Origin of the sequence: Corynebacterium tuberculostearicum (assembly GCF_013408445.1) — a bacterium.
GTDB classification, from domain to species: Bacteria; Actinomycetota; Actinomycetes; order Mycobacteriales; family Mycobacteriaceae; genus Corynebacterium; species Corynebacterium tuberculostearicum.
In genome coordinates, this window is the sequence record NZ_JACBZL010000001.1 from 81,226 (window position 1) to 107,640 (window position 26,415).

The 26,415-nt window shown below is 61.2% G+C and carries 25 protein-coding genes; 17 read left to right on the plus strand and 8 right to left on the minus strand.

Annotation, left to right across the window (positions count from 1 at the left end):
- Nucleotides 1-29: 29 nt before the first annotated feature.
- Nucleotides 30-638 (plus strand): MogA/MoaB family molybdenum cofactor biosynthesis protein, encoded by a 609-nt coding sequence (locus tag BJ985_RS00385; RefSeq protein WP_179386229.1) that lies wholly within the window; start codon nt 30-32, stop codon nt 636-638.
- 16 nt (nt 639-654) lie between these two features.
- The gene (locus BJ985_RS00390) at nt 655-873 is read left to right on the plus strand and encodes a hypothetical protein (protein WP_005329139.1); all 219 of its coding nucleotides are present in this window, start codon (nt 655-657) and stop codon (nt 871-873) included.
- A gap of 109 nt (nt 874-982) precedes the next feature.
- Here BJ985_RS00390 and mscL read toward each other — a convergent pair whose 3' ends face one another.
- From mscL to BJ985_RS00405, 3 genes are all read right to left on the minus strand, one after another.
- The gene (gene mscL, locus BJ985_RS00395; RefSeq protein ID WP_034668586.1) at nt 983-1,474 is read right to left on the minus strand and encodes a large-conductance mechanosensitive channel protein MscL; all 492 of its coding nucleotides are present in this window, start codon (nt 1,472-1,474) and stop codon (nt 983-985) included.
- A gap of 111 nt (nt 1,475-1,585) precedes the next feature.
- Nucleotides 1,586-2,293 carry an SAF domain-containing protein gene (locus BJ985_RS00400; RefSeq protein WP_373366763.1) on the minus strand — a complete coding sequence of 236 codons (708 nt, stop codon included), beginning with the start codon at nt 2,291-2,293 and terminating at the stop codon, nt 1,586-1,588.
- 48 nt (nt 2,294-2,341) lie between these two features.
- Entirely contained in the window at nt 2,342-2,917 is a 576-nt protein-coding gene (locus BJ985_RS00405) for a 5-formyltetrahydrofolate cyclo-ligase (RefSeq protein ID WP_005329136.1), read from the minus strand.
- Nucleotides 2,918-2,984: 67 nt separating this feature from the next.
- On the opposite strand from BJ985_RS00405, the gene BJ985_RS00410 reads away from it, so the two are divergent.
- From BJ985_RS00410 to sepX, 4 genes are all read left to right on the plus strand, one after another.
- Nucleotides 2,985-3,911 carry a UTP--glucose-1-phosphate uridylyltransferase gene (locus BJ985_RS00410; RefSeq protein WP_179386230.1) on the plus strand — a complete coding sequence of 309 codons (927 nt, stop codon included), beginning with the start codon at nt 2,985-2,987 and terminating at the stop codon, nt 3,909-3,911.
- 55 nt (nt 3,912-3,966) lie between these two features.
- Complete coding sequence (glp, locus tag BJ985_RS00415) at nt 3,967-5,277, plus strand: molybdotransferase-like divisome protein Glp (protein ID WP_005329134.1); 1,311 nt, start codon at nt 3,967-3,969, stop codon at nt 5,275-5,277.
- A complete protein-coding gene (locus BJ985_RS00420; RefSeq protein ID WP_179386231.1) occupies nt 5,277-5,987 on the plus strand; it encodes a GNAT family N-acetyltransferase in 711 nt (236 codons plus the stop codon). The genes glp and BJ985_RS00420 overlap by 1 nt, the downstream gene beginning before the upstream one ends.
- Before the next feature lie 143 nt (nt 5,988-6,130).
- Nucleotides 6,131-7,507, plus strand: a complete 1,377-nt coding sequence (gene sepX / locus BJ985_RS00425; protein ID WP_179386232.1) for a divisome protein SepX/GlpR — start codon at nt 6,131-6,133, stop codon at nt 7,505-7,507.
- 14 nt (nt 7,508-7,521) lie between these two features.
- Here sepX and BJ985_RS00430 read toward each other — a convergent pair whose 3' ends face one another.
- The gene (locus BJ985_RS00430) at nt 7,522-8,238 is read right to left on the minus strand and encodes a DNA-3-methyladenine glycosylase I (RefSeq protein WP_179386233.1); all 717 of its coding nucleotides are present in this window, start codon (nt 8,236-8,238) and stop codon (nt 7,522-7,524) included.
- Between the two features lie 158 nt (nt 8,239-8,396).
- Between BJ985_RS00430 and BJ985_RS00435 the strand changes: the two genes are divergently transcribed.
- Together BJ985_RS00435 and BJ985_RS00440 are read left to right on the plus strand one after the other, a co-directional pair.
- Nucleotides 8,397-8,810 (plus strand): DoxX family protein, encoded by a 414-nt coding sequence (locus tag BJ985_RS00435; RefSeq protein ID WP_049379053.1) that lies wholly within the window; start codon nt 8,397-8,399, stop codon nt 8,808-8,810.
- A complete protein-coding gene (locus tag BJ985_RS00440) occupies nt 8,797-9,498 on the plus strand; it encodes a zf-HC2 domain-containing protein (RefSeq protein ID WP_179386234.1) in 702 nt (233 codons plus the stop codon). Before BJ985_RS00435 ends, BJ985_RS00440 begins: the two co-directional genes overlap by 14 nt.
- A 17-nt stretch (nt 9,499-9,515) precedes the next feature.
- Here the strand turns inward: BJ985_RS00440 and pmt are convergent, their stop codons facing one another.
- The gene (pmt, locus tag BJ985_RS00445) at nt 9,516-11,135 is read right to left on the minus strand and encodes a protein O-mannosyltransferase (protein WP_179386235.1); all 1,620 of its coding nucleotides are present in this window, start codon (nt 11,133-11,135) and stop codon (nt 9,516-9,518) included.
- Between the two features lie 24 nt (nt 11,136-11,159).
- Between pmt and rsmI the strand changes: the two genes are divergently transcribed.
- The 3 genes from rsmI to metG all read left to right on the plus strand — a co-directional run bounded on the left by rsmI (nt 11,160) and on the right by metG (nt 16,103).
- A complete protein-coding gene (gene rsmI, locus BJ985_RS00450) occupies nt 11,160-12,014 on the plus strand; it encodes a 16S rRNA (cytidine(1402)-2'-O)-methyltransferase (RefSeq protein WP_179386236.1) in 855 nt (284 codons plus the stop codon).
- Nucleotides 12,015-12,261: 247 nt separating this feature from the next.
- A complete protein-coding gene (locus BJ985_RS00455; protein ID WP_179386237.1) occupies nt 12,262-14,118 on the plus strand; it encodes a BCCT family transporter in 1,857 nt (618 codons plus the stop codon).
- A gap of 152 nt (nt 14,119-14,270) precedes the next feature.
- A complete protein-coding gene (metG, locus tag BJ985_RS00460) occupies nt 14,271-16,103 on the plus strand; it encodes a methionine--tRNA ligase (protein ID WP_179386238.1) in 1,833 nt (610 codons plus the stop codon).
- Between the two features lie 127 nt (nt 16,104-16,230).
- On the opposite strand, the gene BJ985_RS00465 is transcribed toward metG, so the two are convergent.
- A complete protein-coding gene (locus tag BJ985_RS00465) occupies nt 16,231-16,731 on the minus strand; it encodes a GNAT family N-acetyltransferase (protein WP_005329121.1) in 501 nt (166 codons plus the stop codon).
- 10 nt (nt 16,732-16,741) lie between these two features.
- Entirely contained in the window at nt 16,742-17,236 is a 495-nt protein-coding gene (locus tag BJ985_RS00470; RefSeq protein WP_179386239.1) for a GNAT family N-acetyltransferase, read from the minus strand.
- On the opposite strand from BJ985_RS00470, the gene BJ985_RS00475 reads away from it, so the two are divergent.
- From BJ985_RS00475 to BJ985_RS00490, 4 genes are all read left to right on the plus strand, one after another.
- Entirely contained in the window at nt 17,235-18,089 is an 855-nt protein-coding gene (locus BJ985_RS00475) for a TatD family hydrolase (RefSeq protein ID WP_179386240.1), read from the plus strand. The genes BJ985_RS00470 and BJ985_RS00475 overlap by 2 nt on opposite strands.
- 285 nt (nt 18,090-18,374) lie before the next feature.
- Nucleotides 18,375-19,556: a resuscitation-promoting factor gene (locus BJ985_RS00480; RefSeq protein WP_179386241.1), complete on the plus strand. Its 1,182-nt coding sequence runs from the start codon at nt 18,375-18,377 to the stop codon at nt 19,554-19,556.
- Between the two features lie 72 nt (nt 19,557-19,628).
- Entirely contained in the window at nt 19,629-20,489 is an 861-nt protein-coding gene (gene rsmA, locus BJ985_RS00485; protein WP_179386242.1) for a 16S rRNA (adenine(1518)-N(6)/adenine(1519)-N(6))-dimethyltransferase RsmA, read from the plus strand.
- Nucleotides 20,490-21,470 carry a 4-(cytidine 5'-diphospho)-2-C-methyl-D-erythritol kinase gene (locus BJ985_RS00490; RefSeq protein WP_179386243.1) on the plus strand — a complete coding sequence of 327 codons (981 nt, stop codon included), beginning with the start codon at nt 20,490-20,492 and terminating at the stop codon, nt 21,468-21,470.
- Here the strand turns inward: BJ985_RS00490 and BJ985_RS00495 are convergent, their stop codons facing one another.
- Entirely contained in the window at nt 21,471-22,814 is a 1,344-nt protein-coding gene (locus tag BJ985_RS00495) for a hypothetical protein (protein WP_179386244.1), read from the minus strand.
- Nucleotides 22,815-22,906: 92 nt separating this feature from the next.
- Between BJ985_RS00495 and BJ985_RS00500 the strand changes: the two genes are divergently transcribed.
- Both BJ985_RS00500 and BJ985_RS00505 read left to right on the plus strand, forming a co-directional pair.
- The gene (locus BJ985_RS00500; protein ID WP_179386245.1) at nt 22,907-24,715 is read left to right on the plus strand and encodes an ABC-F family ATP-binding cassette domain-containing protein; all 1,809 of its coding nucleotides are present in this window, start codon (nt 22,907-22,909) and stop codon (nt 24,713-24,715) included.
- Nucleotides 24,682-26,415, plus strand: coding sequence for an alpha/beta-hydrolase family protein (locus BJ985_RS00505; RefSeq protein ID WP_179386246.1), 1,734 nt, complete (start codon nt 24,682-24,684; stop codon nt 26,413-26,415). The genes BJ985_RS00500 and BJ985_RS00505 overlap by 34 nt, the downstream gene beginning before the upstream one ends.

Here is a 26,415-nt window from a genome sequence, read left to right on the forward strand (position 1 = left end):
GGCCGTACTGCCTTAACTTAAGGAGAAAAATGCCAGATTCGCAGCACGATGTGACCGACTCCGCGCAGCCCGACGGCGCGAATAAGCGCGATTCCTTGATGGATGTTGCCGAACCCGATGATGCCTTCCTGCTGGCGAGCGAGCAGGAGGATAGCCTTGCCGCCCCGCGCCGCGGGCTCATCGTTATTGTCACCGATCATCCTGGTGAGCAATCCGATAGCACTTCGCAGCTGGTAAGCGAGTTGCTCGCGGAGGCCAATTTCCGCGTTGATGGCGCCATCGTAGTGCGTTCCAAGAAGTCCAAGATTCGCCAGGCCATTGAGACCGCCGTGGTCGGTGGCGTGGACTTGGTCCTCACCGTGGGCGGTACCGGCGTGGGCCCGCGCGATAAGACTCCGGAGGCTACCCGCTCCGTCATCGACAAGATGGTGCCGGGCGTGGCGCAGGCGCTGCGTTCTTCTGGCCAAGCCTGTGGCGCGGTGGATGCCTGCACGTCCCGCGGCCTATCGGGTGTTTCGGGCTCTACCGTCGTGGTCAACCTCGCTTCCTCGCGTGCTGCGGTCCGTGATGGCATGGCTACCTTGGCGCCTCTGGTGCACCACCTGATTGATCAGCTGCAGCAATCGAGCGTCCAGTAATAGCAGGGCATTTTCTATGACGTCGCGGAGAAATCGCCGGCGAGTATTCCGCCAATCCGATGCTGCCGGCTATGACCGTAGTGCTGATAAGCCCGGCGTACCCGCTTCCCACGGTGTTGATGAAGAGAGAATCGTTACCGTCGATGACGCGGATTCGGTGGCGGCAGAGGGGGAGTCTGGCCAGCGCGATGAACAGTTCTACCGAGAAAATCAGCCCCCACACTACGGCGGCTAGTGCCTAAGACAGGCTGCAGGTCTGCAGCCACAGAGGTACTTAAAAAGCCCGTGGTTTCTTCCGAAGAAGTGAAACCACGGGCTCTGTGCTGCGCAAGCAGCGAAGGGAACTAGGCCTGGTGGCGGCCGCCGCCGGTAGAACCGGAATCGGCGTCGGTAGCGCCGCGGGCGGAACCGTCGATGCCGGTACCCGGGATGTCCTTATCGGAGACATTCTGGGCCTCGAGCAGGTCGCGGATTTCCGCGAGCAGTTCCTCGGAGGTTGGGGCAGGGGCCTCAGGGTCCACACCGTGGCGGCGCTTAGCGGCCTCGGTGAGCTTGTTGATCGGCATGACGATGAGGAAGTAGACCACTGCGGCGATGATGAGGAAGTTAATCGCTGCGGAGATGACGGCGCCGAAGTCCACGAAGGTGTTTTCGGCATCTGTGATGTGGAAGCCAACGGCACCAACCTCAGCGGAGCCGAGGGAGTTAATGATCGGCTGGATGATGGAGTCCGTGACGGACTTGACGATTGCGGTGAAGGCAGAACCAATGATGACTGCGGTGGCAAGTTCGATGACGTTGCCGCGCATGATGAAGTCTTTGAAACCCTTGAGCATGGTGATATGCACAAACCTTTCTGGGAATAACTAAGGGTAGTTAAAAACCATGGACACCGCGAAACATTAGTGCAGCCGGTAACCAACCACAACTGCTGTGTCTGAAAAGGTCTAGCTCTGCTGTGGGTGGGCGCGGTCACCCACAATAACGACTGTGAGTGGTTGGCTTAACGACGCCGCGGCTACATCATTGGCGTGGTCATGGGGCAGCGCGAGCAAAACGGTCGAGGAAGAGGCCTCGCCTTCGGCGCTGGAGGTTGACACCACGCGCCCGCCGGTGGCGATAACGCGCGCGGTGGGTGCGGTGGGCGCCTCGCCCTCTCCAACATCAGAAGGGGAGGAGGCGGCATCGACGGCGGTTACCACGTCCACGGTATCGCCATGGTGTAGGTGGGGGATGATGTCTGGCTCGGCGAGCTTGACCGGGATCATCCGCGCGGCCGCGTCTTCGGAGCCGCCCACCAAGCTAGAGACAAGTTCTTCTCCTAGAAGGCGAGCATCGGTAATCACTTCGCCCTTGCCGGCTGCGGCGGTAATAACGCGGCCGGTGAGTTCTTCTGGCTTTGCCGCTACCGCGGAATCGGGGATGGAGGAGGAAGGAAGGCGGGCCAAGTCGACGTCGGCAAGCGCCAGCTCCGCGCCCGCAGGCAGATCGCGGCTAAAGACGGGAACGCGCGGCAGTTCCTTGGCCGCAGATAAGGCCGAAGCCAGCGCGGCAATAAGAAGGGCCACCGCAATGGCGCGGCGCACTACAACGCCGCGGCGGTGGCCAGGGGTACGAAGGGTGGAAACGAGGCGGGGCATACGCGAAGTGGGCATACTCTTTTAGACTGCCCGAAACCGCGCATGGTTCCCGCACCCTAAAAACTAGAAGCGGGTGATGCCCTCTGCGGTGACGGCGGCATCAACCTTGCGGTCATGGTCCTCGGTAGGCAGCTCGTCTACAAACTCGGAGGGGTAGACCATGGCGAAAACCGGCGGCTTGCCGTGGGGAAGCGGCTCTAGCGCGCGGTCATAGTAGCCGCCGCCCTTGCCCATGCGGTTGCCCTTGGCATCCACCGCCATGGCGGGGGCGAGCACCAGATCGCACTCGGCCAGCACGCTGCTATCAAAGCTTGGGCCCTGGGGCTCATTCAATCCCAGTGGGCTGGTGTGCATGGCTTCCTTGCCGCGGTATTCGGCAAAGGTCAACGTGCCATTCTCGCCGGAAATTGGCAGGAGGACGCGGGAGACATGCGCCTTGAGCCACGGCACAAAGTCCGCACCGCCGGGCTCGGAGCCCAAAGGCCAGTAGGCGGCCACGGTCATGGACTCGGTGAGCTCGGATTCGAGATGCTTGCGCACGGCGGCGGTGAAAGCATCGTGGTCCTCGGAGGAAAGTTCGCGGCGGGCCTGGACCAAGCGGGCGCGCAGCTCGTTTTTGGCGGTGATGGAAGAGGTCATAAATAAATCATAACCCCGCGGCGTAGCGGTGCACGGGAAAATAATGTGGCGTTGTACGCTATTGTGCATGGCTATAGAACGCGAAGATTCCGCCCGCGGAATCACCACGGTTGTAGTTCCAGCGGCAGGTATGGGCACCCGATTTTTGCCCGCCACCAAGACGGTTCCCAAGGAACTGCTGCCCGTTGTTGATACTCCCGGCATCGAACTCATCGCAGAGGAGGCGGCCTCTGTCGGCGCGCGCCGCCTTGCGGTGATTACCGCGCCCGATAAGCAAGAAGTCATGCGTCACTTCGAGGCATTCCCCGAGCTGGTAGAGACCCTTGAATCCCGCGGCAAGGACGAGCAGGTGGCCAAGGTCAAGCGCGCCAACCAGATCATTCACCCCGTTGCGGTGGAGCAGGAAAAGCCGCTGGGCTTGGGCCACGCGGTGGGTCTTGCAGAAGAGGTGCTTGGGGAAGACGAGGATTCCTTCGCCGTCATGCTCCCTGATGACATTGTGCTGCCCGCCACCGTTATGGCGGATATGGCGCGCGTGCGCGCGGCGTTGGGCGGCAGCGTGCTGTGCGCCTTCGAGGTCCCGCGCGAGCAGACCTACAACTACGGCGTCTTCGACGTGGAGGATACCGATGCCCCTGGCGTGAAGAAGGTCGTGGGCATGGTGGAAAAGCCGGCGGTAGAGGATGCTCCTTCTAACCTCGTGGCCACCGGCCGCTACCTTTTGGACCGCAAGATCTTTGATGCCCTGCGCCGCATTAAGCCGGGCAAGGGCGGCGAGCTGCAGCTTACTGACGCCATCGAGCTCCTCATCGAGGAAGGCGAGCCCGTCCACGTGGTAGTCCACCAAGGAAAGCGCCATGATTTGGGCAATCCCGGCGGCTATATCCCCGCCAACGTGGACTTTGGCCTGCGCGATGAAAAGTATGGTCCCACGCTGTATAAAGCGATTAAACAAATCATGGCCGAGTATGAGGACGAGCACGGCCTAGCCTAGGGATGTTCCCAGTGGCCAAGGACGTGGAAGCGAAGAAAGGGCGGGCATAGACCTTATGCGTTCAGTTGATGACCAGTTGGCGCTGGTAACGGATGCGGCGACGACGCCGGAGCCGGTGCGCATCGGTATTTCCAACGCGCTGGGTTTGATGTGCGCCGAGCAGGTACAGGCCAACCAACCCCTGCCGGGCTTCCCGCAGGCGGCCATCGACGGCTACGCCGTGCGCGCCGTCGATATCGGCGGCGAGCGGGGTCTGCGGGTGCGCCGCCACAAGGACCAGGAAGAACAGTCCGCCGAGGGCGAAGAGGATGCGGATTCCCCGCAGCCGGAGGTAGAGCGTTCCCTGCCCGTGGTGGGCGAGGTTCCGGCCGGCTCCAAGCAACCGCTGCGCCTGCAGCCTAAGCAAGCGGTGCGCGTATATACGGGTGCGCCTTTGCCCACGCTTGCCGACGCCGTCCTGCCCCTCGAGTGGACCGACCGCGGCCGCAAGCGCGTTACCGCCCACCGCCCGGTGCGCTCTGGTGACTTTGTGCGCCGGGTGGGCGACGATATCCAGCCTGGCGATGTCGCCGTATCTTCCGGCACCGTTTTAGGGCCGGCCCAGATCGGCCTTCTGGCCGCGGTGGGCCGCTCAAAGGTGCTGGTGTATCCGCGCCCGCGTATTACCATAATCTCCTTTGGCCGCGAGTTGGTTGACTTGGATCAGGAACCGGCACTGGGCCAGGTCTTTGACGTGAACTCTTATTCCTTGGCCGCCGCGGCCCGTGAAGCCGGGGCGGAGGTGCACCGCGTGGGCATTGCGGAGGGCGAGCCGCGCCGCATCCGCGAGGCGTTGGAAAAGCACATTGCCCGCAGCGAGGTGCTGGTTATCTCCGGCGCAGTCGGCGGCGCTGGTGCTGAGGCCATCCGCGAGATCCTCGACGATCTTGGTGATGTGGATACCTCCCGCGTGGCCATGCATCCCGGCTCCGTTCAGGGCTTTGGACTGGTGGGCGAGGAGCGCATTCCTACCTTCTTGCTGCCGTCCAATCCGGTGTCCGCGCTTGTGGTCTTTGAGGTATATATCCGCCCGCTCATCCGCTTGGCGCTGGGCAAGCGCAATGCGCACCGCCGCGTGGTGCGTGCGCGCGCGTTGAACCACATCGATTCCCGCCCCGGCCGGCGCGGCTTCATCCGTGCTCGCCTGATGCGCGATGCTGAAACCGCGGACTACTTGGTGGAAGGCCTCGGCGGTGCCGCAGGTGCCCCAGCCCACCTCTTGGCCGGCCTCTCAGAGGCCAACGCCATGATTCGCGTGCCGGAAGAGGTCACCGAAATCCGCCCGGGCGATGTGGTTGATGTGTTGTTTTTGACCCAGCGCAGCTAATGCTCGATCCTTTCGGCAACGCGGCGGATAGGTTCCGTCATCCTGCTACCGGCCCCGCCGATGACATGCATCCAGGGTGGCCGGAATCCACTCCTATTGTCCAGCTTCCCTCCTCTTCTGTTTTTCCCTCGGGGGCGCGGATGCGTTTGCGCCCCCTGCTGCGTTCCGACGGCCATGAGTGGCGGCGTCAGCGCATCGACGATGAAAGCTTCCTGCGCCCGGTCGAGCCGACCCAAGCCGCACCGTGGGCGGCGGCGCATAGCCAGCAGGCGTGGTGGAATCACCTGATGTACCTGCGCACGGCCGCCCGCGAGGCGCTGGTGATCCCGCTTGTCATTGAGGTGGAGGGGAAATTCGCAGGGCAGGTAACCCTGGGAAATATTCAGCATGGCAGCATTCGCGACTGCTGGATTGGCTACTGGGTCTATTCCGCAGTTCACGGTGCCGGGGTGGCTACGGCCGCCACCGCCTTGGGCGTGGACCACGCCTTCGGGCGAGTGGGTTTGCACCGCGTGACCGCCACCTATCTGGAGCACAACCCGGCCTCGGGGCGCGTCTTGGCCGCCAACGGGTTCCGGCATGAAGGGTATTTACGGCGCAATCTGCATATCGACGGCGCGTGGCAGGACCACCACTACGTGGCGTTGGTGAAAGAAGACTTTGCCTCTACGGCGGTGGAGCGTCTCCGCCAAGCTGGACGGTTGGCGTGAAATAGCGTCCCAATCGCTGGGAATCCGACCTCATTTTTCACATAAGTCACAACATTGTAATTTGCGCGAATTTGGGGTGCTACGGTGCGGTTTCACCGTTTAAGGTGGAGTAATCATCTGTATTCAAGGGGAAGGTCCTTTTCGTGTCGACAGCTGTGCCGATTATCGCGATCATCGTGGTGTGGCTCTTCGTGCTCGCACCGTGGCTACTGGGTAGGAATAACCGCCCAATGAGCCATACCGGTGAGGCCTTTGAAGATACCCGGGTCCTCTTTGAAGGAGATTCCGGCAAGGTCGCCGGCCGGCGTCGTCCGCGCCTGCGTGCCGGCGATGTCCACCGCCGCGACGATGAGGACGAGGCGGACTACGAAGTCGTCGAGGCTGCAGACGCTACCGACAGTGCATCCGATGCCGAGGTCACCAAGTCCTCGTCGCGCTCCGTGACCATTGCCGGTGCCGCACGCCGGGCCAAGTCCCAGCCCTTCGGTAGCGGCAGCCGTGCGTTTACTGCTGCATCTGCCTCCACCGCCGGTGAAGAATCCACGCAACAGGCAGAAACCATCGACGGCGAATTGGTGGAAGAAGCGATTGCAGAAGAAGGCGAGTCTGCAGTCGAGCCACAGGCAGCTGCGGTTCCTGCCTCCCAGCAGGATGATGCGGACAAGGAAGCCAACACCGCAGAGGCGGACGACGTCGACGATGTGCTCTTGGAGGACGAGGACGACGCCGCGGACGAGTCCACTAAGGACAATGCCTCCGATGTTGCTGCGTCCGAGGCTGAGGTATTTAGCGCCCCGGCAGTCTCTAGCGTGGCGAACGATGCCTATGCCTACGACGAAACCTATACCTCGCCGGTAGACCTCATGTATCCGGGCGCCGTTGACAAGGCCGAGGTCAATGAGGATGATTCCGTAGATGCTGCCAGCGCGGACGAGGTAGACGAGGCCGAGAGCTCCGAGAACCAAGCCGCGGCCACGGAAGCAGACGAAACCGGCATGGATACCGACTTGTCCGAGGACGAGGTCGAGTTCGCCCAGCGTCGCTTGGGCCGCGGTGGCTGGGACCCGGTAGCAGAAAAGGAAAAGTCTGCAACGCGCTACCAGCGCCGTCAGCGTACCCTGCTGGGGCTAGCCGTGGCCGTGGTACTCACGGTAGCCCTAGGAATCGTGGTCGGTGGCTGGACCTGGTGGTTGGCTGCCGTCGCCGGCGTGCTCACCGTGACCTACTTGATCGCCCTTCGCTCTCAGGTACGCCAGGAACAGGCACTAATGCGCCGCCGCGTGCGCCACCTGCGCCGCGCCCGTTTGGGCGTGCGCAACGCCGAGGACGAAGAGCTAAAGATTCCGCGCAACCTGCGCCGCCCAGGCGCCGTGGTGGTGGAGATCGACGATGAAAGCCCGGACTTCGTGCACCTTCCGCTGAGCTATAGCGATGGTGAGGACGGCGACTTTGACGGTCCGCACGCCGGGCCCGATGGTTATGGCCGTCGCGATGACCTAGCGGCCCGCCGCGCTGGATAAGCGCGCGAGGCGGACTAGCTAGCAGCGCCGTGAAGCTCGTCAGCGCCCGCTGTCTGCGAGTTCGCGAGCGCGTTGTATTCCTGCGCTAGGCCATAATTCGGCACGCCGCTCTCCAGCCACACGCCGGAGGTACCGCGGCGATGGGAGCCGATAAGGTGCGTATCAATCATGCCGATGGCCTCCATGAGGGCGAAACAGGTAACCGGGCCAACGAAGCGAAAGCCTTTCTTCTTGAGTTCGCGGGACATGAGCTTGGACTCGTAGCTCTTTTTCGGAATATCCTCCATCACGGTGGGGTAGAGGTTCTCCGGAGGTTGGTAGGCCCAGATGAACTCTGCCAGCCCGCCTTCCTCGCGCAGGGCGATGGTCGCCTTGGCGTTATTAATCGCGGCGCGGATTTTGGTTTCGTTGCGGATGATGGAGGCGTCGCCAAGCAAACGCTCCACGTCCGCCTCGCCGAATTGGGCGACCTTGTCCGGATCGAAGTTGCTAAAGGCCGCACGGAAAGCCTCGCGCTTCTTGAGCACCACCGCCCAGGAAAGGCCGGACTGGAAAGACTCGAGGCTCAAACGCTCGTAGAGTCCAGCTTCATCGAAAATGGGCAGGCCCCATTCGGTGTCGTAATACTCCTTCAACATCGGCGAGGACATCGCCCAAGGCGGGCGGCCCAGACCATCATCGTCATAGACCAAGGTGGTGCGCTCTTCGGACTGCGTAGTTGGTTCGCTCATGGTGTGTTCTCCTTTTATCTTTTGTGCGTGGCTCCCATTGAAACAGCCCGCGCGGCCGAGTTCTTTTCCTTCCCCCACCAAAGGGCGAATTTCCCAGGAGCATGGGTGTAGTCCATTGCCTTCGCATCGGGTGAGGGGTTCAGGGTAATCTGTTCAGCATGAATAGACCTGCCGTACGCGATGCCGCACTGCTTATTTTTCGAGCGGTCCTCGGATTAATCTTTATCGCACACGGCGTGGACAAGATGTTTATGACCGGCATGGATGAAACCGTGGGGCAATTTTCCGCCCTGGGGGTGCCGCAGCCACAGCTTTCCGGCTATATCGCCGCCATAGGAGAAATGGCCGGCGGTGCATTCCTCGTTGTCGGTCTGCTCACCACCTTTGTCGCCGGGGCACTCGCATTGCTCATGGGGTGTGCCCTGTATTTCGTGCACCTGGGCCACGGGCTTTTTGCTGCCGATGGTGGAATCGAATACCCACTGGTATTGCTGTTATCCCTGCTGATGATCGTAATTTTTGGCTCCGGTAGAGCCAGCATGGACGGGGTGCTCAGCAATGTTGACGCATAGTCAGGTCCAAGCGGCTATCTCCGCGCACATGGACGGCGAAGATTCCGATCTATCTCAGGACGTCATCGATACTCACCTGGAAAGCTGCGCCGAATGCCGCGCTTTCCGTGACAAGGCGGCTGCGCTATCGCGTTCACTGAGCTTTGTGGAGCCCGTGGATTCCGGCATGGCGCCGCCCACGGATCTTTCTGATGTCATCTTGGCCGGCGTGGAGCCGGAATGGCGGCGTACCTCGAGCGCGCGCCAAGCTAACCTCACGGTCGCGCGTGCCGCCATGGTTCTTATGGGGGCCGTCTTTGCGATCTGGGCAGTGGTGCTCATCGTGCACGCCTCCGGGCTCGTACCGTTGGGCGAGGAAGGAAAGGTTCTGGATCCCACTGCGGATCCGGAGCGAGCCAACCTGCTGATGGAGGGCGCGGCAGTGCGCTTTGGCATGGCCTGTGGTCTTTTCTTCAGCGCTTGGCGCCCCGCGGCGGTCACCGGATTGCTCCCAGTCTCAGCGACCATGTTTGCCTTCCTCTTCGGCTTTGGCATGCGCGATATAGCGCTGGGTACCGTAACCATTGAGCAGGTGTATTTCCTTATCGCCACCGCGCTGGCGACTCTGAGCCTGGCGTGGGCCTGGGCGGCAGAAAAGGGCTACCTGGTGCGCGCGTGGTGGAAGTCCCTCAACGCGCAGCCGCAATAAACTCCGCTCTGGCCAGGTTAAGTCCAGCTAGGCAGCCACATCATGGAGTGGTACCAGGAATCTGGAATCTTGTAGCCGTACAAAATGGGGGAGAAGTAGAAGAACATCGCCACTACTAGGGCTAGGTAGAACACGGCGGCGATGGTGCCCCAACGTACGGGGCCGCCGGCCAAGCTCTTCAGCCATCCCCACCGCACAGGCCTGCCATGCCCGATGAGCTGGCCTAAAGCTAACGCAATAAGCACGATGACAAAGGGGATAAAAGCCGTGGCGTAGAAGAAGTACATCTGGCGGTCAAAGGCCGCGAGCCAGGGCAAAAAGCCTGCCGCAAAGCCCACCAAGGGGATAAGAAAGGCGCGGTTGCGGCGAATAATGAGCGACCACAGGCCCCACAGCACGGCCGGGATGACCAGCCACCAGATGGCCGGGGTGCCAAAGAGGTAGAGCATCTTGCGGCATTCGTTACTGCCATCACCGCACTGCAGGTCGGTGGAGGAGTAGTACAAGATCGGGCGGGCGGCAACGAGCCAGGCCCAAGGCTTGGAATCCCACGGGTGATGATGGCCGCCGGAGGAGGTCAGGCTGGCGTGGAATTCCAGGACAGAGGAGTGGTAGTAGAACCAGCCGGCTAAGGAATCGGGCAGGTTCAGCAGCCACGATCCATCCTCGATGGTGCCATCCACCTTGGCATGGCGGTACACGGCGGTTTCGGAGGAAAACCACGCCCGCCAGGTCCAGGCGTAGAGCAGTACCGGCACGAGCACAAGGGAGGCCAAGGCAGCAGGGGTATCGCGCACCAGGGTGCCGAGGATATAGCGGCGTACCCCATAGCGCTTGCGCAAGGCAAGGTCGCTAAAGACGGACATCAGGCCAAAGAACATGATGAAGTACAGCCCGGACCACTTCACGCCCAGGGAAAGGCCAAGGCAGACGCCTGCAAGGAGGCGCCACCAGCGGAATCCAAAGCGCGGGCCGAAGGCGGACGAGCCCATCCGGTCCTTCACAAACGCGTTGTGGAGGCGCTCGCGCATCTGGTTATGATCGCGGGCGAGCGCCCAGGCGGCGGCTACTACGAAAAAGACTTGGAAGATATCCAGCATGCCGAACTTGGAGGAGACCAAGAGCACGCCATCAAATACGGCGATGAGGCCGGCTAGGGTTGCTACCTGCCAGGATAAGGAGACCCGGCGGGCCAGGGACATCGTCAAGAGCACGGTGGCTGCTCCGAAAAGCGCCGTCATAAAACGCCAGCCCATTGGGGAATAACCAAAGACCCATTCGGCAAGTGCCACGATCTGCTTGCCCAGCGGTGGGTGAACCACCAGCCCGTAGCCGGGGTTGGTTTCAATGCCGCCGATAAAAAGGTTATCCCAGCTTCGCACCATGTCCCAGGCTTGGGGAACATAGTGCTTTTCATCAAAGACGGGCGTGCCCTTGGAAACGGGCGCGGTAAGGCCGACAAAGCGGGTAATGAGTGCAAGGACGCCGACGACGCTAGTGCTTATCCAGTCAGCCTTGCCCCACTGATAGGCGCGGGGTGCTGGCGGAGCCACGGTGTCGTGCGTGGGGCGCGATGGGGCAGCGGTAGCAATAGTCACTTGGTTGAGTCTAGGCGACAACGTAGCGCAACCGCGCATTAGAGAGTATGGAATGCTAGAGGCATGTCTGTTTTAGGTCTGGATCCACTACCGCGCGGGGTAATCCTCGCCGCCACGCCGTTGGGAAACGTAGGAGATGCCTCCGCGCGTTTAATGCATGCCTTGCAGCATGCGGACGTCATCGCGGCCGAAGATACCCGGCGCGTGCGCAATCTGGCCCAGGCCTTAGGGATCGAGATTTCCGGGCGAGTGGTGTCCAATTTTGACCACAATGAAAAGGACCGGGCCCAGCAGCTTATCGACGCCGCCGCGGCTGGCACCGTCCTCGTCGTCACCGATGCCGGAATGCCGATTATTTCTGATCCGGGCCTGTCCCTTGTGTCCGCTGCAGCCGAGCGCGATATTCCCGTGACCTGTTTTCCCGGCCCCTCCGCGGTGCCGACGGCCCTGGCGCTTTCGGGCCTGGGCGTGGGGCACTTCCTTTTCGACGCCTTTCCTCCTCGCAAGCCCGGTCCCCGCAAGGCGTGGCTGGAGTCACTGCGCAACGAAAAGCGAGCCATCGTCTTCTTCGAATCTCCTCACCGCGTGGCCGAAACCCTGGCCGAGGCAGCGGAAATTCTCGGCGCCGACCGCCCGGCCGCGGTGTGCCGGGAGCTGACCAAGACCTATGAGGAAATCCGCCGCGGCAATTTGGGTGAGCTTGCCGAGTGGGCAGTAGACGGTGCTCGGGGAGAGATCACCGTGGTGATCGAGGGCGGTACAGCCGCTGCCGCTACCGCCGCAGACTTGGTGCCCAAGGCGCTCGAGCTAGCGGAGGCGGGGATGCGGCTGAAGGACGCGTGCAAGCAGGTAGCCAAAGGTACTGAGGTTTCCAACCGCGAGCTTTATGATGCCGCTTTGGCAGCTCGCGAGGGCTAGTCCCCACCGCTTATTCGATTACGTCACACCCCGTAGCGCGCGTAGACGGCTTCACCAACGGGGGCTTTGTAATTGAATTGTTATAGTGCTCGGGCGTGTGGGCGGCTTAAAGCGGTATTTACATGGGGAAATGAAGCGTAAAAACCTTTCAAATTATCGTGGAAAATCCCTGGGAAACGGCGTTGAGCAGCGAAGTTTCTACGTGCTTCGTTTGATAATTGAGCAGTTCCGCACCACTGTATAGCTCATGACAAACTCGGAAAATATGGGCACAGGCGTGCCAGAAGAAGGAAAGGAACCGGTCGGCGCACAGGCGCAGCCGGCCTCTGCTTCTTCGAGCGGGCAGCCTATTGAGAATTATCAGACTGTAGACGAACAGCTGGACGCACAATCTGCCACCGGCCAGCTTCAGGATATGATTCACTCCGATGGCTTCCACCCGGAGCGCTATGACGATCCTGAGGTGGAAATCGCGGCCGATCGTGACAATATGCCAATCGATTGGTCCATCGTCGGCATCGCCGGAGTTCTGGTCGCCGCGATCGTTGTGTGGGGCCTGGCCGCCCCGGACAACTTTGCCAACTTCTCCTCTTCGGCCCTGACCTGGGTCGTGGACAACTTCGGTTGGGCCTATATCCTCTTCGGCACCGTCTTCGTGGTGTTCGTTGTCTTTATTGCCGCCTCCAAGTTCGGCTCCATCAAGTTGGGCCACATCAATGAGGAGCCGGAATTTTCCACGCCATCGTGGATTGCCATGATGTTCGCCGCCGGTATGGGCATTGGCCTGATGTTCTACGGCGCTTCCGAGCCGCTGGCTAACTACCGTGACGGCACCCCAGGCCAGGGCACTGGCAACGTTGGATCGTCCATGGCCTATGCCATGTTCCACTGGACGCTGCACCCCTGGGCGGTCTACGCCATCGTTGGCTTGGCCATCGCGTACTCCACCTTCCGCATTGGCCGCAAGCAGCTATTAAGCCAGGCCTTCGTGCCGCTTATCGGCGAGCGTAACGCCAATGGTGCGGTGGGCAAGTTCATCGATATCCTGTCCATCTTCGCCACCGTCTTCGGTACCGCCTGCTCCTTGGGCCTGGGTGCCCTGCAGATTCAGGCCGGCTTGAAGGCATCCGGAATCATCGATAACCCCACCAATTCCGTGGTTATTGGCATCGTTCTGGTCCTTACCCTCGCATTCCTCCTGTCTGCGATGTCCGGCGTGGGCAAGGGCATTCAGTACATTTCCAACGCAAACATGGTCCTCGCCGCAGTGCTGGCCATCTTCGTGTTCATCTTGGGTCCGACCGTTACCATCCTCAACCAGATTCCTGGCTCCATCGGTAACTACCTCAACTACTTCACCGAGATGATTGGCCGCACGGCCGAGTCCGAAAACGGCGCCGCCGGTGAGTGGCTGTCCGGCTACACCATCTTCTACTGGGCATGGTGGGTTTCCTGGTCCCCATTCGTGGGCATGTTCCTGGCACGCATCTCCCGCGGTCGTTCCGTCCGCGAGTTCTGCCTGGGTGTCCTGCTTATCCCAGCCGGCGTATCCACCCTGTGGTTCGCTATCTTCGGCGGTACCGCTATTCATATGGAGCAAAACGGCGAATCCATCACCGGTGAGTCTGCTGAGGAGGAGCTGTTCAACCTCCTGCAGTCCATGCCGGGCGGCTTCGTTGCCGGTATTGTTGCAGCGGTCCTTCTGGCTACCTTCTTCGTCACCTCTGCGGACTCCGCATCCACGGTGATGGGCTCCATGTCCCAAAATGGTGCTTCTACCGCTAAGCCGTGGCTATCCGCGGCATGGGGCGCACTGACTGCCTTGGTAGGCCTGACCCTGCTTCTGGCTAATGAGGACGCACTGTCTAACCTGCAGAACGTCACCATCGTTGCTGCACTGCCATTCTTGTTCATTGTCGTTGGCCTGATGTTCGCCATCTACAAGGCACTGAGCGAGGATGTTATTTACCTCGAGTACCGCGAGGCACAGCAGTTCCAGCGCAAGATGGCCCGCGAGCGCCGCCTGCACCGCGAGTACCAGCGCACGCAGGTCCTTAAGAAGCGCCGCAACGAGCGTCTCAAGCACCCGATGAAGCGCAAGTAGCTAGCGCCCTTCACGGTTGCTTTCATAGCGCCCATCGTTTCCTCAGCAGTGGGGAAGCGGTGGGCGCTTTGTTCTGAAATTGCGGTTCACCTGCGGAGTAAATGTCTGCCCTAATCGTGTGGGCACGAGCTGGCTTCGATACAGTAGAACCCATGACTGAGTCTGTAGTAGTAAATGTTGCTTGGCCCTATGCCAACGGCCCGCGCCACATCGGTCATGTGGCCGGCTTCGGTGTTCCTTCTGACGTCTTTGCACGTTTCCAGCGAATGCGTGGCCGCAACGTACTCATGGTCTCCGGTACGGACGAGCACGGCACTCCGCTATTGGTTCAAGCGGACAAGGAAGGCGTGTCCGTTCGCGAGCTCGCAGACCGCTACAACCGCCAGATCGTCACCGACCTAGCCAACCTCGGCCTGTCCTACGATCTCTTTACTCGTACCACCACCCGTAACCACTACTCCGTGGTACAGGAACTCTTCAAGGGCCTGTATGCCAATGGCTACATGCTCAAAGAGACCACCCAGGGCGCTATTTCTCCGTCTACCGGACGCACCCTGCCGGACCGCTATATTGAGGGCACCTGCCCTATCTGCGGCGCGGATGGCGCCCGCGGTGACCAGTGCGATGAGTGTGGCAACCAGCTCGACCCGGTGGACCTGATCAACCCTGTATCCAAGATCAACGGCGAGACCCCGAAGTTCATTGAAACCGAGCACTTCCTACTGGATCTGCCCGCCATCAAGGAGGAGCTACAAAAGTGGCTTTCCACCCGCGAGGACTGGCGCCCGAACGTCTTGAAGTTCTCCCTGAACTTGCTGGAGGATATGCGCCCGCGCACCATGACGCGCGATATTGACTGGGGCATTCCGATCCCGGTTGAGGGCTGGCAGGACAATAACGCCAAGAAGCTCTACGTGTGGTTCGATGCGGTCATCGGCTACCTGTCTTCCTCCATCGAGTGGGCATACCGCACTGGTCAGCCTGAAGCCTGGAAGGACTTCTGGCAGAACCCGGAGGCCCGCCACTATTACTTCCAGGGCAAGGACAACATCACCTTCCACTCCCAGATCTGGCCGGCCGAGCTTTTGGGCTATGCCGGCAAGGGCAACAAGGGCGGTGAGCTTCACCAGTACGGCGAGCTGAATTTGCCAACGGAAATCGTCTCCTCGGAGTACTTGACCATGTCCGGCTCCAAGTTCTCCTCCTCCAAGGGCGTTGTCATCTATGTCAAGGATTTCTTGGCGGAGTTTGGCCCAGATGCCCTGCGCTACTTCATCGCCGTGGCCGGTCCGGAGAATAACGACACGGACTTTACCTGGGATGAGTTTGTCCGCCGTATCAATAATGAGCTGGCCAATGGCTGGGGCAACCTGGTCAACCGCACCGTTTCTATGGCGTTTAAGAACTTCGGTGAGGTTCCAGCACCAGCAGCGCTGGAAGAAAAGGATAAGGAAATCCTGCAGCTGGCGGAAGAGACCTTCGAGACCGCCGGTTCTTTGCTGGAACAGTCCAAGTTCAAGCAGGCGATTACCGCCATCATGCACGTCGTCGGCGAAGCCAACGCTTATATTGCAGACCAAGAGCCGTGGAAACTGGCCAAGGATGAGACCCAGCGCGAGCGTCTAGCTACCGTGCTGTGGACTGCTCTTCAGGTGGTCTCTGACTGCAATGTCATGCTCACGCCGTACCTGCCGTTTACCGCGCAGAAGGTCCATGAAACCTTGGGCCGCGAGGGCGTGTGGGCGGCCCAGCCGGAGGTCCATGATGTCAAGGACGATATCCCGGTAGAGCTCGTCGGTGCTGGCTTGCCGCCAGAGGGCCACGAGTATCCGGTCATCATGGGTGACTACACCCAGCAGCAGGCAAAGTGGGAGCGCATCCAGGTAGAGCCGGGCACCGCCTTGGCCAAGCCGAAGCCGCTCATCTCTAAGCTTGACCCAGAGCTGGGCGAGACTGGCCCGGAGTGGGCGCCTGTTACTAAGTAATAGCACCTAAAACGGCCGCGTTATTGCCTCTTTTCCAACAGAGAAAAGGGCGTAACGCGGCCGTTTCTGTATTCCGGTTTGGAAGGAAGGAGTACGAAATACCCGAATCCTTGCCAGGAAGGGTGGTTTAGCGCTCGAAATCGCGCTGGAGGTGCACCAGGCCGAGGCGGACGCCATCCTTGGTATGGATATTTGGCATGCGGCCGGTCTCGGTGAAGCCGAACTTCTTGTGCAGGGCGATAGAACCCTCGTTGGTATCGACGATATAGGTGATCATCGTCTGCACGTAGGTATCGTCGGCGGCGACGTCCATGAGGGCGTCGAGAAGCTCGGAGCCCACGCCCTTGCCCTGAGCGGAGGGGGCGATGTAGACGGAGTCTTCCACAGTGCCGTAATAGATGGCGGGGGTTACGAACTGGAAGTAGGCCGCCCAGCCAATGACCTCATCATCATGCACGGCTACGAAGACCGGGGAGCCGGCCTTAAACATTTCCTTGAGCCACTCTTCGCGGTCGGACACGTCTTCTTGCCATGTGACCAGGTTAGCGGCGGGTTTCGCTGCGGAGCCGGCGTTGTAGATGGCGGTGAGCGCGGGGGCGTCGGCAAGCTCAGCAGGACGGATATGCATAGAAATTCCTTTACACCAGAAGTTGTAGGTGGGTGAGGCTCAACCAGTGATCGAACTTGTAGCAAACCTCTTTAAGAGTACCCACGTTTTCAAACCCGAACTTTTCATGCAACTTCAGCGATGCCACATTGGTGGAAACGATGAGCGCGAGCAGGGAATGCACCTTGTCATCGGCGCGGGCCGCATCCACCAAGGCGCCCAGCAACGCGGTGCCCACGCCTTGGCCCTGAGCGGCGGGGGAGAGATAGATGGTGGTCTCATAACAGCCGGTCCACACCTGCGGATCGCGGTAAGGGTGGTAGAGCACCCACCCCAGGTAGGCACCGGAATCGGACTCCGCGATGAAGCACGGGCAGCCCTCTTCCCAGATATGGCGCAGGTAGGCCTCGCGTTCTGCGATGCTGGCCGGGGTAGTGCGGAAGATGACGTCGGTGTGCTCGATGGCCCAGTTGAGGGTCTCGGTCATGGCGGGCACATCCGCAAGGCCGGCGGGTCTGATCAACATGGCAGCCAATATTACAATTGCCCGTATGGCTAAAAAGAAGCGACGTCCCACTCCCGTTCCGGCACCGGGCCTAAGCGGCCTCATCGATGCGCACACGCACCTGTTTTCTCACAAGGACACCGATGAGGTTCTGGTTAATCGCGCGCGCACCGCCGGTATTAGCCGCATGGTGACGGTGGGCGATGACCGCCGTGAATCAGCAGCGGCGCTGGCTACCGCGCATGTCTTTCCGGATGTCTATGCCGCCTGTGCCATCCACCCGGTACGCGCCAATGAGTTGGATGCACCCACGAAGGTGGCGCTGGAGGAGATGGTGGCGGATCCGCGCTGCGTAGCAGTGGGAGAGACCGGCCTCGATGCCTATTGGGTCCACCACGAGCCGGAGACCACCGCGACCATGGCCCAGCAGGAGGAATCCCTGCGCTGGCATATTGACCTTGCGGTGCGCCATGGCAAGACGCTGATGATCCACAACCGCGAGGCGGATGCGGACCTGCTGCGCATTCTTGCCGACGCCCCCTCACCCGACACCGTTATGCTGCACTGCTTTTCCTCGCCGCTGAAAGTCGCCGAGGAAGCCTTGGAGCGCGGCTACGTATTGTCCTTTGCCGGCAACGTCACCTTCAAGCGCAACGCCGAGCTGCGGCAGGCGGCGGCGAAGGCACCGGCCGGCCAGCTTCTGGTGGAAACCGATGCGCCATATATGACGCCAGAGCCTTACCGGGGCCAGCGCAATGAACCGGCTCTTATCGGGCACACATATGAATGCATCGCTCGCGTGCGCCACCAGACGGTGCAGGCGCTAGCAGCGGAGGTAAACGACACTTTTGATCGCGTTTACGGCCTGGGTTAACGCCTAGGTGACGGTTTTCACAAAAATAAAACCCGCTGGTCAGAAGTTGCGGGGGTGCTTAGTGTGGCGGTTGTGTGTCCAGTGAGGCGTGTGGTGGATTGGTCCTCGACTTTGTGGTGCTGTTATCGTATCGTTATTAATCGTTCGTTTAGGTTTTGGGATCCTGCAGCGCCACCCTCGGTGCGGCAGCAGCGGATCTTAGTAGGGCAAACGCCTGCGTGGACAACTCTGCTGGCCTAAACTCTTGTAATTGTTGAAACCTGCACTACCGGAGATTCATTCAGCATGTCACCTCATCAGATCAAGCGCCTCAATAACTCCCGCTCGCTGCCACTGCGTCTGGCAACGGGTGGCGTATTGGGCACCCTGGCCGTCGGCGGCGTGGTAGCCGTTGCGGCACAGAAGGACGTTACCGTGGACATCAACGGTGACAAGGTGGAGTTGGCTACCTTTGCCAAGGATGTCGACGGCGCGCTGGAGGCAGCCGGCGTGCAGGTGAGCGAGGAGGACATCGTCTCCCCGGCCCCGTCCGAGTCCGTGGGTGATGGCGATGAGATCTCCGTGCGCACCGCCAAGCCAGTAGCCGTGACCATCGATGGCGTGCAGCAGCAGCTGTCCACCACCGACCTCACCGTTTCTGACCTGCTGGGTAACCTCGACGGCGTAGTCAAGGGTGCTTCTGTGAAGTCCGGTGATGCTGACGTGGACGAGGACGCCCAGCTGGAAGAGGGCATGGACCTTGAGGTTGTGTCCCCGAAGATCGTCAAGATTAATGATGGCGGCAAGGTAACCTACACCAAGATTGCCGCTAAGACCGTTGAGGACGTCCTCAAGGCCCGCAATATCGACGTTGATGACGATGACCGCGTCTTCCCGTCCAAGGAGACCAAGGTTACCGAGGGCATGTCCATCAAGGTGGACCAGGTGTCCACCACTACCTATGACTCGGAAGAAGAGTTTGACGCTGAGCCCAACTTTGTCGATGACCCGGAGCTGGAAGAGGGCACCGAAGAGGTCCGCGAGGAAGGCGTTAAGGGCAAGCGCGTTATTACCCACAAGCTGGTAATGAAGGACGGCGCTAAGGAATCCAATGACGTCATCAAGGAAAAGGTGACCGTCAAGCCTAAGGCTGCCACCATTGCCCGCGGCACCAAGAAGGCTGAGGAGGAAAAGCCGGAGGAGGGCGGCAACTCCGGTGCTGCTGCTCCGGCGGTGGCCGATGGCTCCGTCTGGGATTCCATTGCACAGTGTGAGGCCACCGGTAACTGGGCTATTAATACCGGCAACGGCTTCTCCGGCGGCCTGCAGTTCACCCCATCCACCTGGGCAGCATTCGGCGGCACCGAGTACGCACCGGAGGCATGGCAGGCTTCCCGCGAGCAGCAGATCGCCGTGGCAGAAAAGGTGCAGGCCGCGCAGGGCTGGGGCGCATGGCCGGCATGTACTTCCAAGCTGGGCCTGCGTTAAACCGCAGCGCCTCTTGGCCGCACACCCACTGTGGTGTGCGGCCTTTTTGTCTCTTCTACTAAGTTAGAAGGCATGACTAATTCCACCGGCGCCGCGCTTTTGGGCCCCGTAGAGATCCGCGCCCTCGCGGAGAAGCTCGACATCGTGCCCACCAAGAAGCTGGGGCAGAACTTTCTGCATGACCCGAATACCATCCGGCGCATCGTCGCCGCGGCGGAGTTGGATCCCACAGATCGCGTCCTCGAGGTAGGCCCCGGACTGGGATCGCTGACCCTTGGCCTCGTAGAGGCTGTGGGGGACGTGACCGCTGTAGAGATCGATTCCCGCCTGGCAGCGCAGCTGCCCGATACCGTGGCCGAGCGCGCCCCTGAGTACGCGCAGCGCCTGCGCGTAGTGGAAAAGGACGCGTTGCGCGTGACGGATTCTGACGTCACGGAGCCGACTGCCCTCGTGGCCAACCTGCCGTATAACGTCGCTGTGCCGGTTTTGCTGCACTTGCTGGAGACCTTCCCCTCCATCCGCCGCGTGCTGGTGATGGTCCAGCTGGAGGTGGCGGACCGTCTCGCTGCGCAGCCGGGCAGCAAGGTTTATGGCGTGCCCTCGGTCAAGGCGGGCTTTTATGGCAAGGTCTCCAAGGCTGGCACGATTGGCAAGAACGTCTTTTGGCCCGCGCCCAATATTGAGTCCGGGCTGGTGCGCATCGACGTCTTTGCGGACGCCCCCTGGCCGGTTACCGATGAGTCGCGGGATAAGGTGTGGCCGGTTATCGACGCCGCCTTTGCCCAACGCCGCAAGACCCTGCGCGCGGCATTGTCCGGCCACTTTGGTTCGGGTGCCGCCGCTGAGGAGGCCCTGCGAGCGGCGGACATCGATCCGAAGCAGCGCGGCGAGAAGCTCGCCGTGGAGGACTTCGTACGATTGGCAGGAATCTAAATGAGTGCACCGCTAGATAACGAACCATTCGTCTATACCGCGCGCGCTCACTCCAAGGTCAATATTCACCTCGGTGTGGAGGAGCCGCGCGAGGATGGGTTCCATGAGCTTGCCAGCGTCTTTCAGTCTTTGGAGCTGCATGACACCGTGACGCTCACGGACTTGGGTAATCCCGAGGTGGATGAGCCGCGCATTCAAGGCTTAAAGGTCACAGGCCCTCACGCACAGGGCGTGCCAGAAGACTACACAAACCTGGCGTGGACCGCGGTTAACCGCATCATGCAGTACCTATACACCACCCATGGGCCGAAGGCGCTGCCGGAGGTAGCGCTGGAAATCCACAAAGCCATCCCTACTGCCGGAGGCATGGCGGGTGGCTCTGCTGATGCGGCAGCCGCGCTGCGCTTAGCCGAGCGCTGCTATGGCGGCTACTACGGCATCGACTCGGTGGGCGAGCCGATCCTGGACGCGCTGGGCGCGGCGTTGGGCTCGGATGTTCCCTTTACTTTGCTGGGTGGCACCGCGCTCGGTACGGGGCGCGGCGAGCAGCTTACCCCGATGATGGCGCGCGGTACCTACCATTGGGCGCTTATCGCCTCGGACCGCGGGCTATCTACCCCGCAGGTCTTTCACAAGCTGGATGAAATGCGAGAAAAGGGTCGCGGCGGCGAACCGCACATGGATACCGCAGCAGTATCGCAGGCGCTTATCTCGGGCGACCCGCACCGGGTGGCAGAGCACTTGCATAATGACCTGCAGCCGGCGGCGCTTTCCCTGCGCCCGGACCTGCGCAAGACGCTGGAGGCGGGTGTGGCCGCCGGAGCCCTCGCGGGCATCGTCTCCGGCAGTGGCCCGACCTGTGCCTTCCTCTGCGCTGGGGCAGAGGAGGCTAGAGAAGTGGTCTCCCAAGTGACGGTAGAGATTCCCGGAACCAAGGGCGTGGCTACCCATGGACCCGCTAGCGGCGCTGTGGTGCTGTAGCTAGAGCACCGTCATCTCGGTGGGCTCGATGTCGAGGTCGAAGCGGTTGACTTCCTTTTCTTGGAGGAGGTCGATGACCACGAGCTGCTTCTTTTGGGCGTCGGTAATAAAGGCGTAGCCATCGGCAGCCTGCAGGATGGGCCCCGGCTGCTGCCATTCCTTATTTTCCTTCCACCTGGAGATGGCATCGATCTGCGAGGTGATTTCGCCGGAATCTGGGTCGATGATGTTGAGTTTGCCGTCGGTGGTGAGCACCAGCGCCTCGCCCAGCGGGCCGCGGGCTAGGGAGCGGAACCAATAGGAAGCATCGAGGTCAACCTTCTTCGCGGAAAAGTCCTTGGTGTCCACCAGGGTCACGGAGGTGGGGCGCTCGATTTCTGCATCCTTGTCGGTCTTTTTATCGGCCAGAATGACATCGGATTCCTCCGAACCGGCAGCATTGCCGGAGCGCTGGTAGCCGCCTGCGCCGGCATAGGCGGAGGCATCTACCTTGTGGAACTTTGCGCCATCGAAGACTACAGGGCCGTCCTCGCAGCCGAAGAAGATATTGCCGTTACCCGCGGTGGCCTCGCCGTGCACGCCAGGGCACTTGGTGGTTTCAGTAAGGACCTTGCCCTCTTTGTCCAGATGCTGGATGGTGTGGCGCTCGTCCTCGGTTCCCTTAGTGATAACCACCGAGCCATCCTTGAGAGGTACGGCCACGCCGTGATGGGCGGCGCCGGTGTCTACAGTATTGACCGGCTGGGCATCGTCTTTGCCCATGTCTTCGGTCTTGTAAATCTTCGCTACGCCATCGCCATCGGAAAATAGTGCGGTAAAGCCGTCGTGGTGGACCACGTGGCCGGCGTGCGGGGCCTTGATAGGGGCGTCGCCAAGCGAGGGCTCAGCGGTGTAGTAGTGGTTGTGATCGCCGTGGCCCTTGGTAATGCGCCCGGTGTCGTAGGTGAGGAAGCTATCGCCTTTGGTGACCATGACGTGGCGGTTATCGCCGGCATCGCTCAGGCGCAGGAAGGCATTCATCTTGTCCTCGCCGATTACCTTGCCCGTCTTGGCGTCATAGGCGCGCAGTCCGTCTGCGTGGGAAATGACAATGCGGGTGGGCAGCTGGGCTACCTCGGTCTCGCCCTCCTCGGCTTCGAAACCTTCGTGCGAGTGTCCGGCGTGGTCATGGCCGTGCTCATGCTCATGGTCATGGGCGTGCTCGTGAGCGTGGTCCTCCTCGCTGTGGGCGTGGTCGTGGGAGCGTAGGGAGTCCTTTTCCTCCTCGGTGGGGGCGGAACAGGAGGCAATGGCTACTGCCGCGGCAGAGAGCACCGCGCAGAGAGAAAGTGTGTAGTGCTTCATACATAAGGACACTATTGGACGTGAAAATCAAGAGCAATAGTTTGGAGAAATGCGGGGGTATGCGCAGGGAGGTATTAAGATGGACACTCGTTATGGCAAACCTGATTAACCTCGAGCAAGTCAGCAAAACTTATGGATTAAAAACCCTCCTAGACGGGGTATCCCTAGGTGTGCAAAGCGGCGATCGCATCGGCATCGTCGGCGTTAATGGCGGTGGCAAAACCACCCTGCTGGAGGTGCTCACAGGCATCGAGCCGCCCGACGCCGGCCGCGTATCCCATACTTCTGATTTGCGCATGGCTGTGGTCACGCAGCGCTTTGACCTGCCCGATGAGCTGACCATCGCGCAAGTGATTATTGAGCCGCTGGAATTGGAGACCTATGAGTGGGCCTCTAATGCCAAGGTGCGCGATGTCTTAGGCGGGCTGGGCATTGTAGATCTTGGGCTCGATACTCCGGTGGGTTCGCTCTCCGGTGGCGAGCGTCGCCGCGTGAACCTGGCCGCCGCGCTGGTGCAGGATTTGGACCTCGTGGTGCTCGACGAGCCGACCAACCACCTCGACGTGGAAGGCGTGCAGTGGCTCGCAGACCACCTGCTCAAGCGCAACCTGGCCGTGGTCGTGGTCACCCACGATCGCTGGTTCCTCGATACCGTGGCCACGTGGACCTGGGAGGTACACGATGGCGTGGTCGATACCTACGAGGGCGGCTACAACGATTGGACTTTTGCCCGCGCCGAGCGTGCCCGCCAGGCCGATGCCATGGAACAGCGCCGCAAGAACCTCGCCCGCAAGGAGCTGGCCTGGCTGCGCCGCGGCGCACCGGCGCGTACCTCTAAGCCGCGCTACCGCATCGAGGCCGCCGAGGCGCTGATCTCTGACGTCCCGGAGCCGCGCAATAAGGTCGAGCTCATGGCCTTTTCCAAGCAGCGCCAAGGTCGCGTGGTTATCGAGCTAGAGGATGCCACCGTGCAGTCCCCGGACGGTCGCACCTTGGTAGATCACCTCACTTGGCGCCTAGCCCCCGGCGAGCGCATCGGTTTGGTGGGCGTTAATGGCTCCGGCAAGACCACCCTGCTGCGCACCCTGGCTGGCGATTACGAGCTGGCGGCCGGCAAGCGCATCGAGGGCCAAACCGTGCGCCTCGGTTGGCTGCGCCAGGAACTCGATGACCTAGATCCGGAGCGCCGGCTTATCGACGCCGTCGAGGACGTCGCCACCTACGTCCAACTCGGCAAAAAGGAACTTTCCGCCTCCCAGCTGGCCGAGCGCCTGGGATTTTCCGCCAAGCGTCAGCGCACCCCGGTAGGCGACCTCTCTGGTGGCGAGCGCCGCCGCTTGCAGCTCACCCGCGTACTGATGGCCGAGCCCAATGTGTTGCTGCTGGACGAGCCCACCAACGATCTCGATATCGATACCCTGCAGGAGCTGGAGTCCCTCCTGGACTCCTGGCCAGGCACCCTGGTGGTCATTTCGCACGATCGCTACCTCATTGAGCGCATCGCGGATAACACCTACGCGCTCTTTGGTGATGGCAAGCTCACCAACCTTCCCGGCGGCATCGACGAGTACCTGCGCAAGCGCGCCGCACTTGAGGCTCAGCAGAGCTCCGGAGTGCTCAACCTGGGAGAAAAGAAGGCAGACAACGCTGCACCGAAACCAGAAAAGAAGCTCTCGTCCCAGCAAGAGCGCGAAATCACCAAGAAGATGAACGCCCTCGAGCGCAAGATGCAGAAGCTGGAAAAGGCGGCCGCGCAGATCAATGAGAAGATGGCCACCGCCGCGGAAAAGGTTGATACCCAGGCCTTGACCGAATTGGATGGAGAACTAAAGGAAAACCGCAGCGCCTACGAGGAATTGGAGATGGAATGGCTGGAGTTGGGGGAGAAGCTCGAAGGGTAGAAGCCCGCATCGCCGATATTGTCAGCCACCTCGACCTGTGGGGCATTATCGGCGCCGCAGCGCTATTTACCCTGGGACTTACCCCATCCATTCTGCCGCGCGATTGGCTCTACCAAGGGCTCGTTTCCGGCATTGCCGCAGGGCTCGGCTATACGCTGGGCATCGCCCTCAAGCTCGTGTGGTACCGGCTGGTGGTGCGCTTTGTGGCGCCCCGGCATGCCTGGCTTGATGCCACCACGTGGCCAGCTCGGCGCTACCGCCTAGCCTCCCGCATCGCCACCGCCGCTTTTGTGGTGTGGATGATAGGCTTCGCGATCTTTGCCGTGCGGTGGCAGCGCCAACTTGCAGACGCCCTGTCCGCACCGGCACCCACCATTGCCAGCTATGTGCTGGTGGTTCCGTTGGCGCTTGCGGTATTTACCGCCTTCCTTTTCATCCTGCGCGTGCTGCGCTTTTGCGTGCGCTGGCTTTCTAGTCACTTCCCCCAGCGCTTCCGCGCCGCCTACCGCGTTGTGGGCGCGGTACTCATCGTGGCCGTGGTGGGTACGTACACCGTGGAAAACCTCATCCCCGGCGCCATTGTGGGTGTGGGGGAAAGAATCTTTACCGCCCAAAACGCCGAGCCCGATCCCGCAACGCAGCGTCCCACGTCTGCTGAACGCAGTGGCTCCCCAGACTCCCGCGTGGACTGGAATGGGGTGGGGCTGCAGGGCTCACGTTTCCTCTCCTCCGGTGCGCACCGCGCGGAATTGGAAGAGGTAACCGGAAAGCCCGCCGAGGAACCCATCCGCGCCTATGCCGGCCTGGGCAATCGCGCCTCCAATGAGGAGCGAGCGCAGCTGCTTATCGACGAACTCGAGCGCACCCACGCCCAAGACCGCAAGGCCCTGCTTCTCATTATGACCACCGGAACGGGATGGGTGTCATCCTATTCCGCCCAGGCCTTCGAGCTGCTCTACGGCGGCGACACCGCCATCGCGGCCGCCCAATACTCCGCCATGCCTTCAGCCCTGCATTTCCTGTCCGGCGGTGGTCAGGTAGAACGCGCCGGGCAGGAGTTCATAAACCCCATCGTGGACTGGTGGAACGGCCTGCCGGAGGAGAAGCGCCCGAAGCTCTACCTCTACGGCGAATCCTTGGGCACCACGGGCATTGAAGCGGCCTTTTCCGGGGTGCGCGATATCGCCAATTCCGTCGACGGCATCTTGTTGACGGGGCCGCCGCACTTTAATCGCTTGCGCACCCAGTTTGTGGAGCGCCGCGACCCTGGCTCTTCTGAAATTTCCCCTGAATACGCCGGCGGCCTCGTCGTGCGCTTTGCCAATGATGATGCGCAGGTGCGCCAATGGGGCACGGTGCCAGAAGAGGAGTGGGGACGCACCCGCATGCTCTATATCCAACACCCCTCGGACCCGGTGGCCTGGTGGTCGCCACAGATGGCCTTCAAGGAGCCGGATTGGATGCGCGAGCGAACCCCGTATTCTGCCGAGCGCGTGATGCAGTGGATGCCCATCATCTCCTCCCTCCAAGTAGCCGCCGATCTGCCCGGCGCAAAGGACGTACCCGATGGACACGGTCATAACTACGGGGCATCGGTGCTCGACGGCTTTGCCGCCATCGCTGGTCCAGACGTGGCGGGAGCCATTGACCCCGATGCGCTGCAGCGCGAATTTGCCGCGCTCGACGTCGGCATATATTAA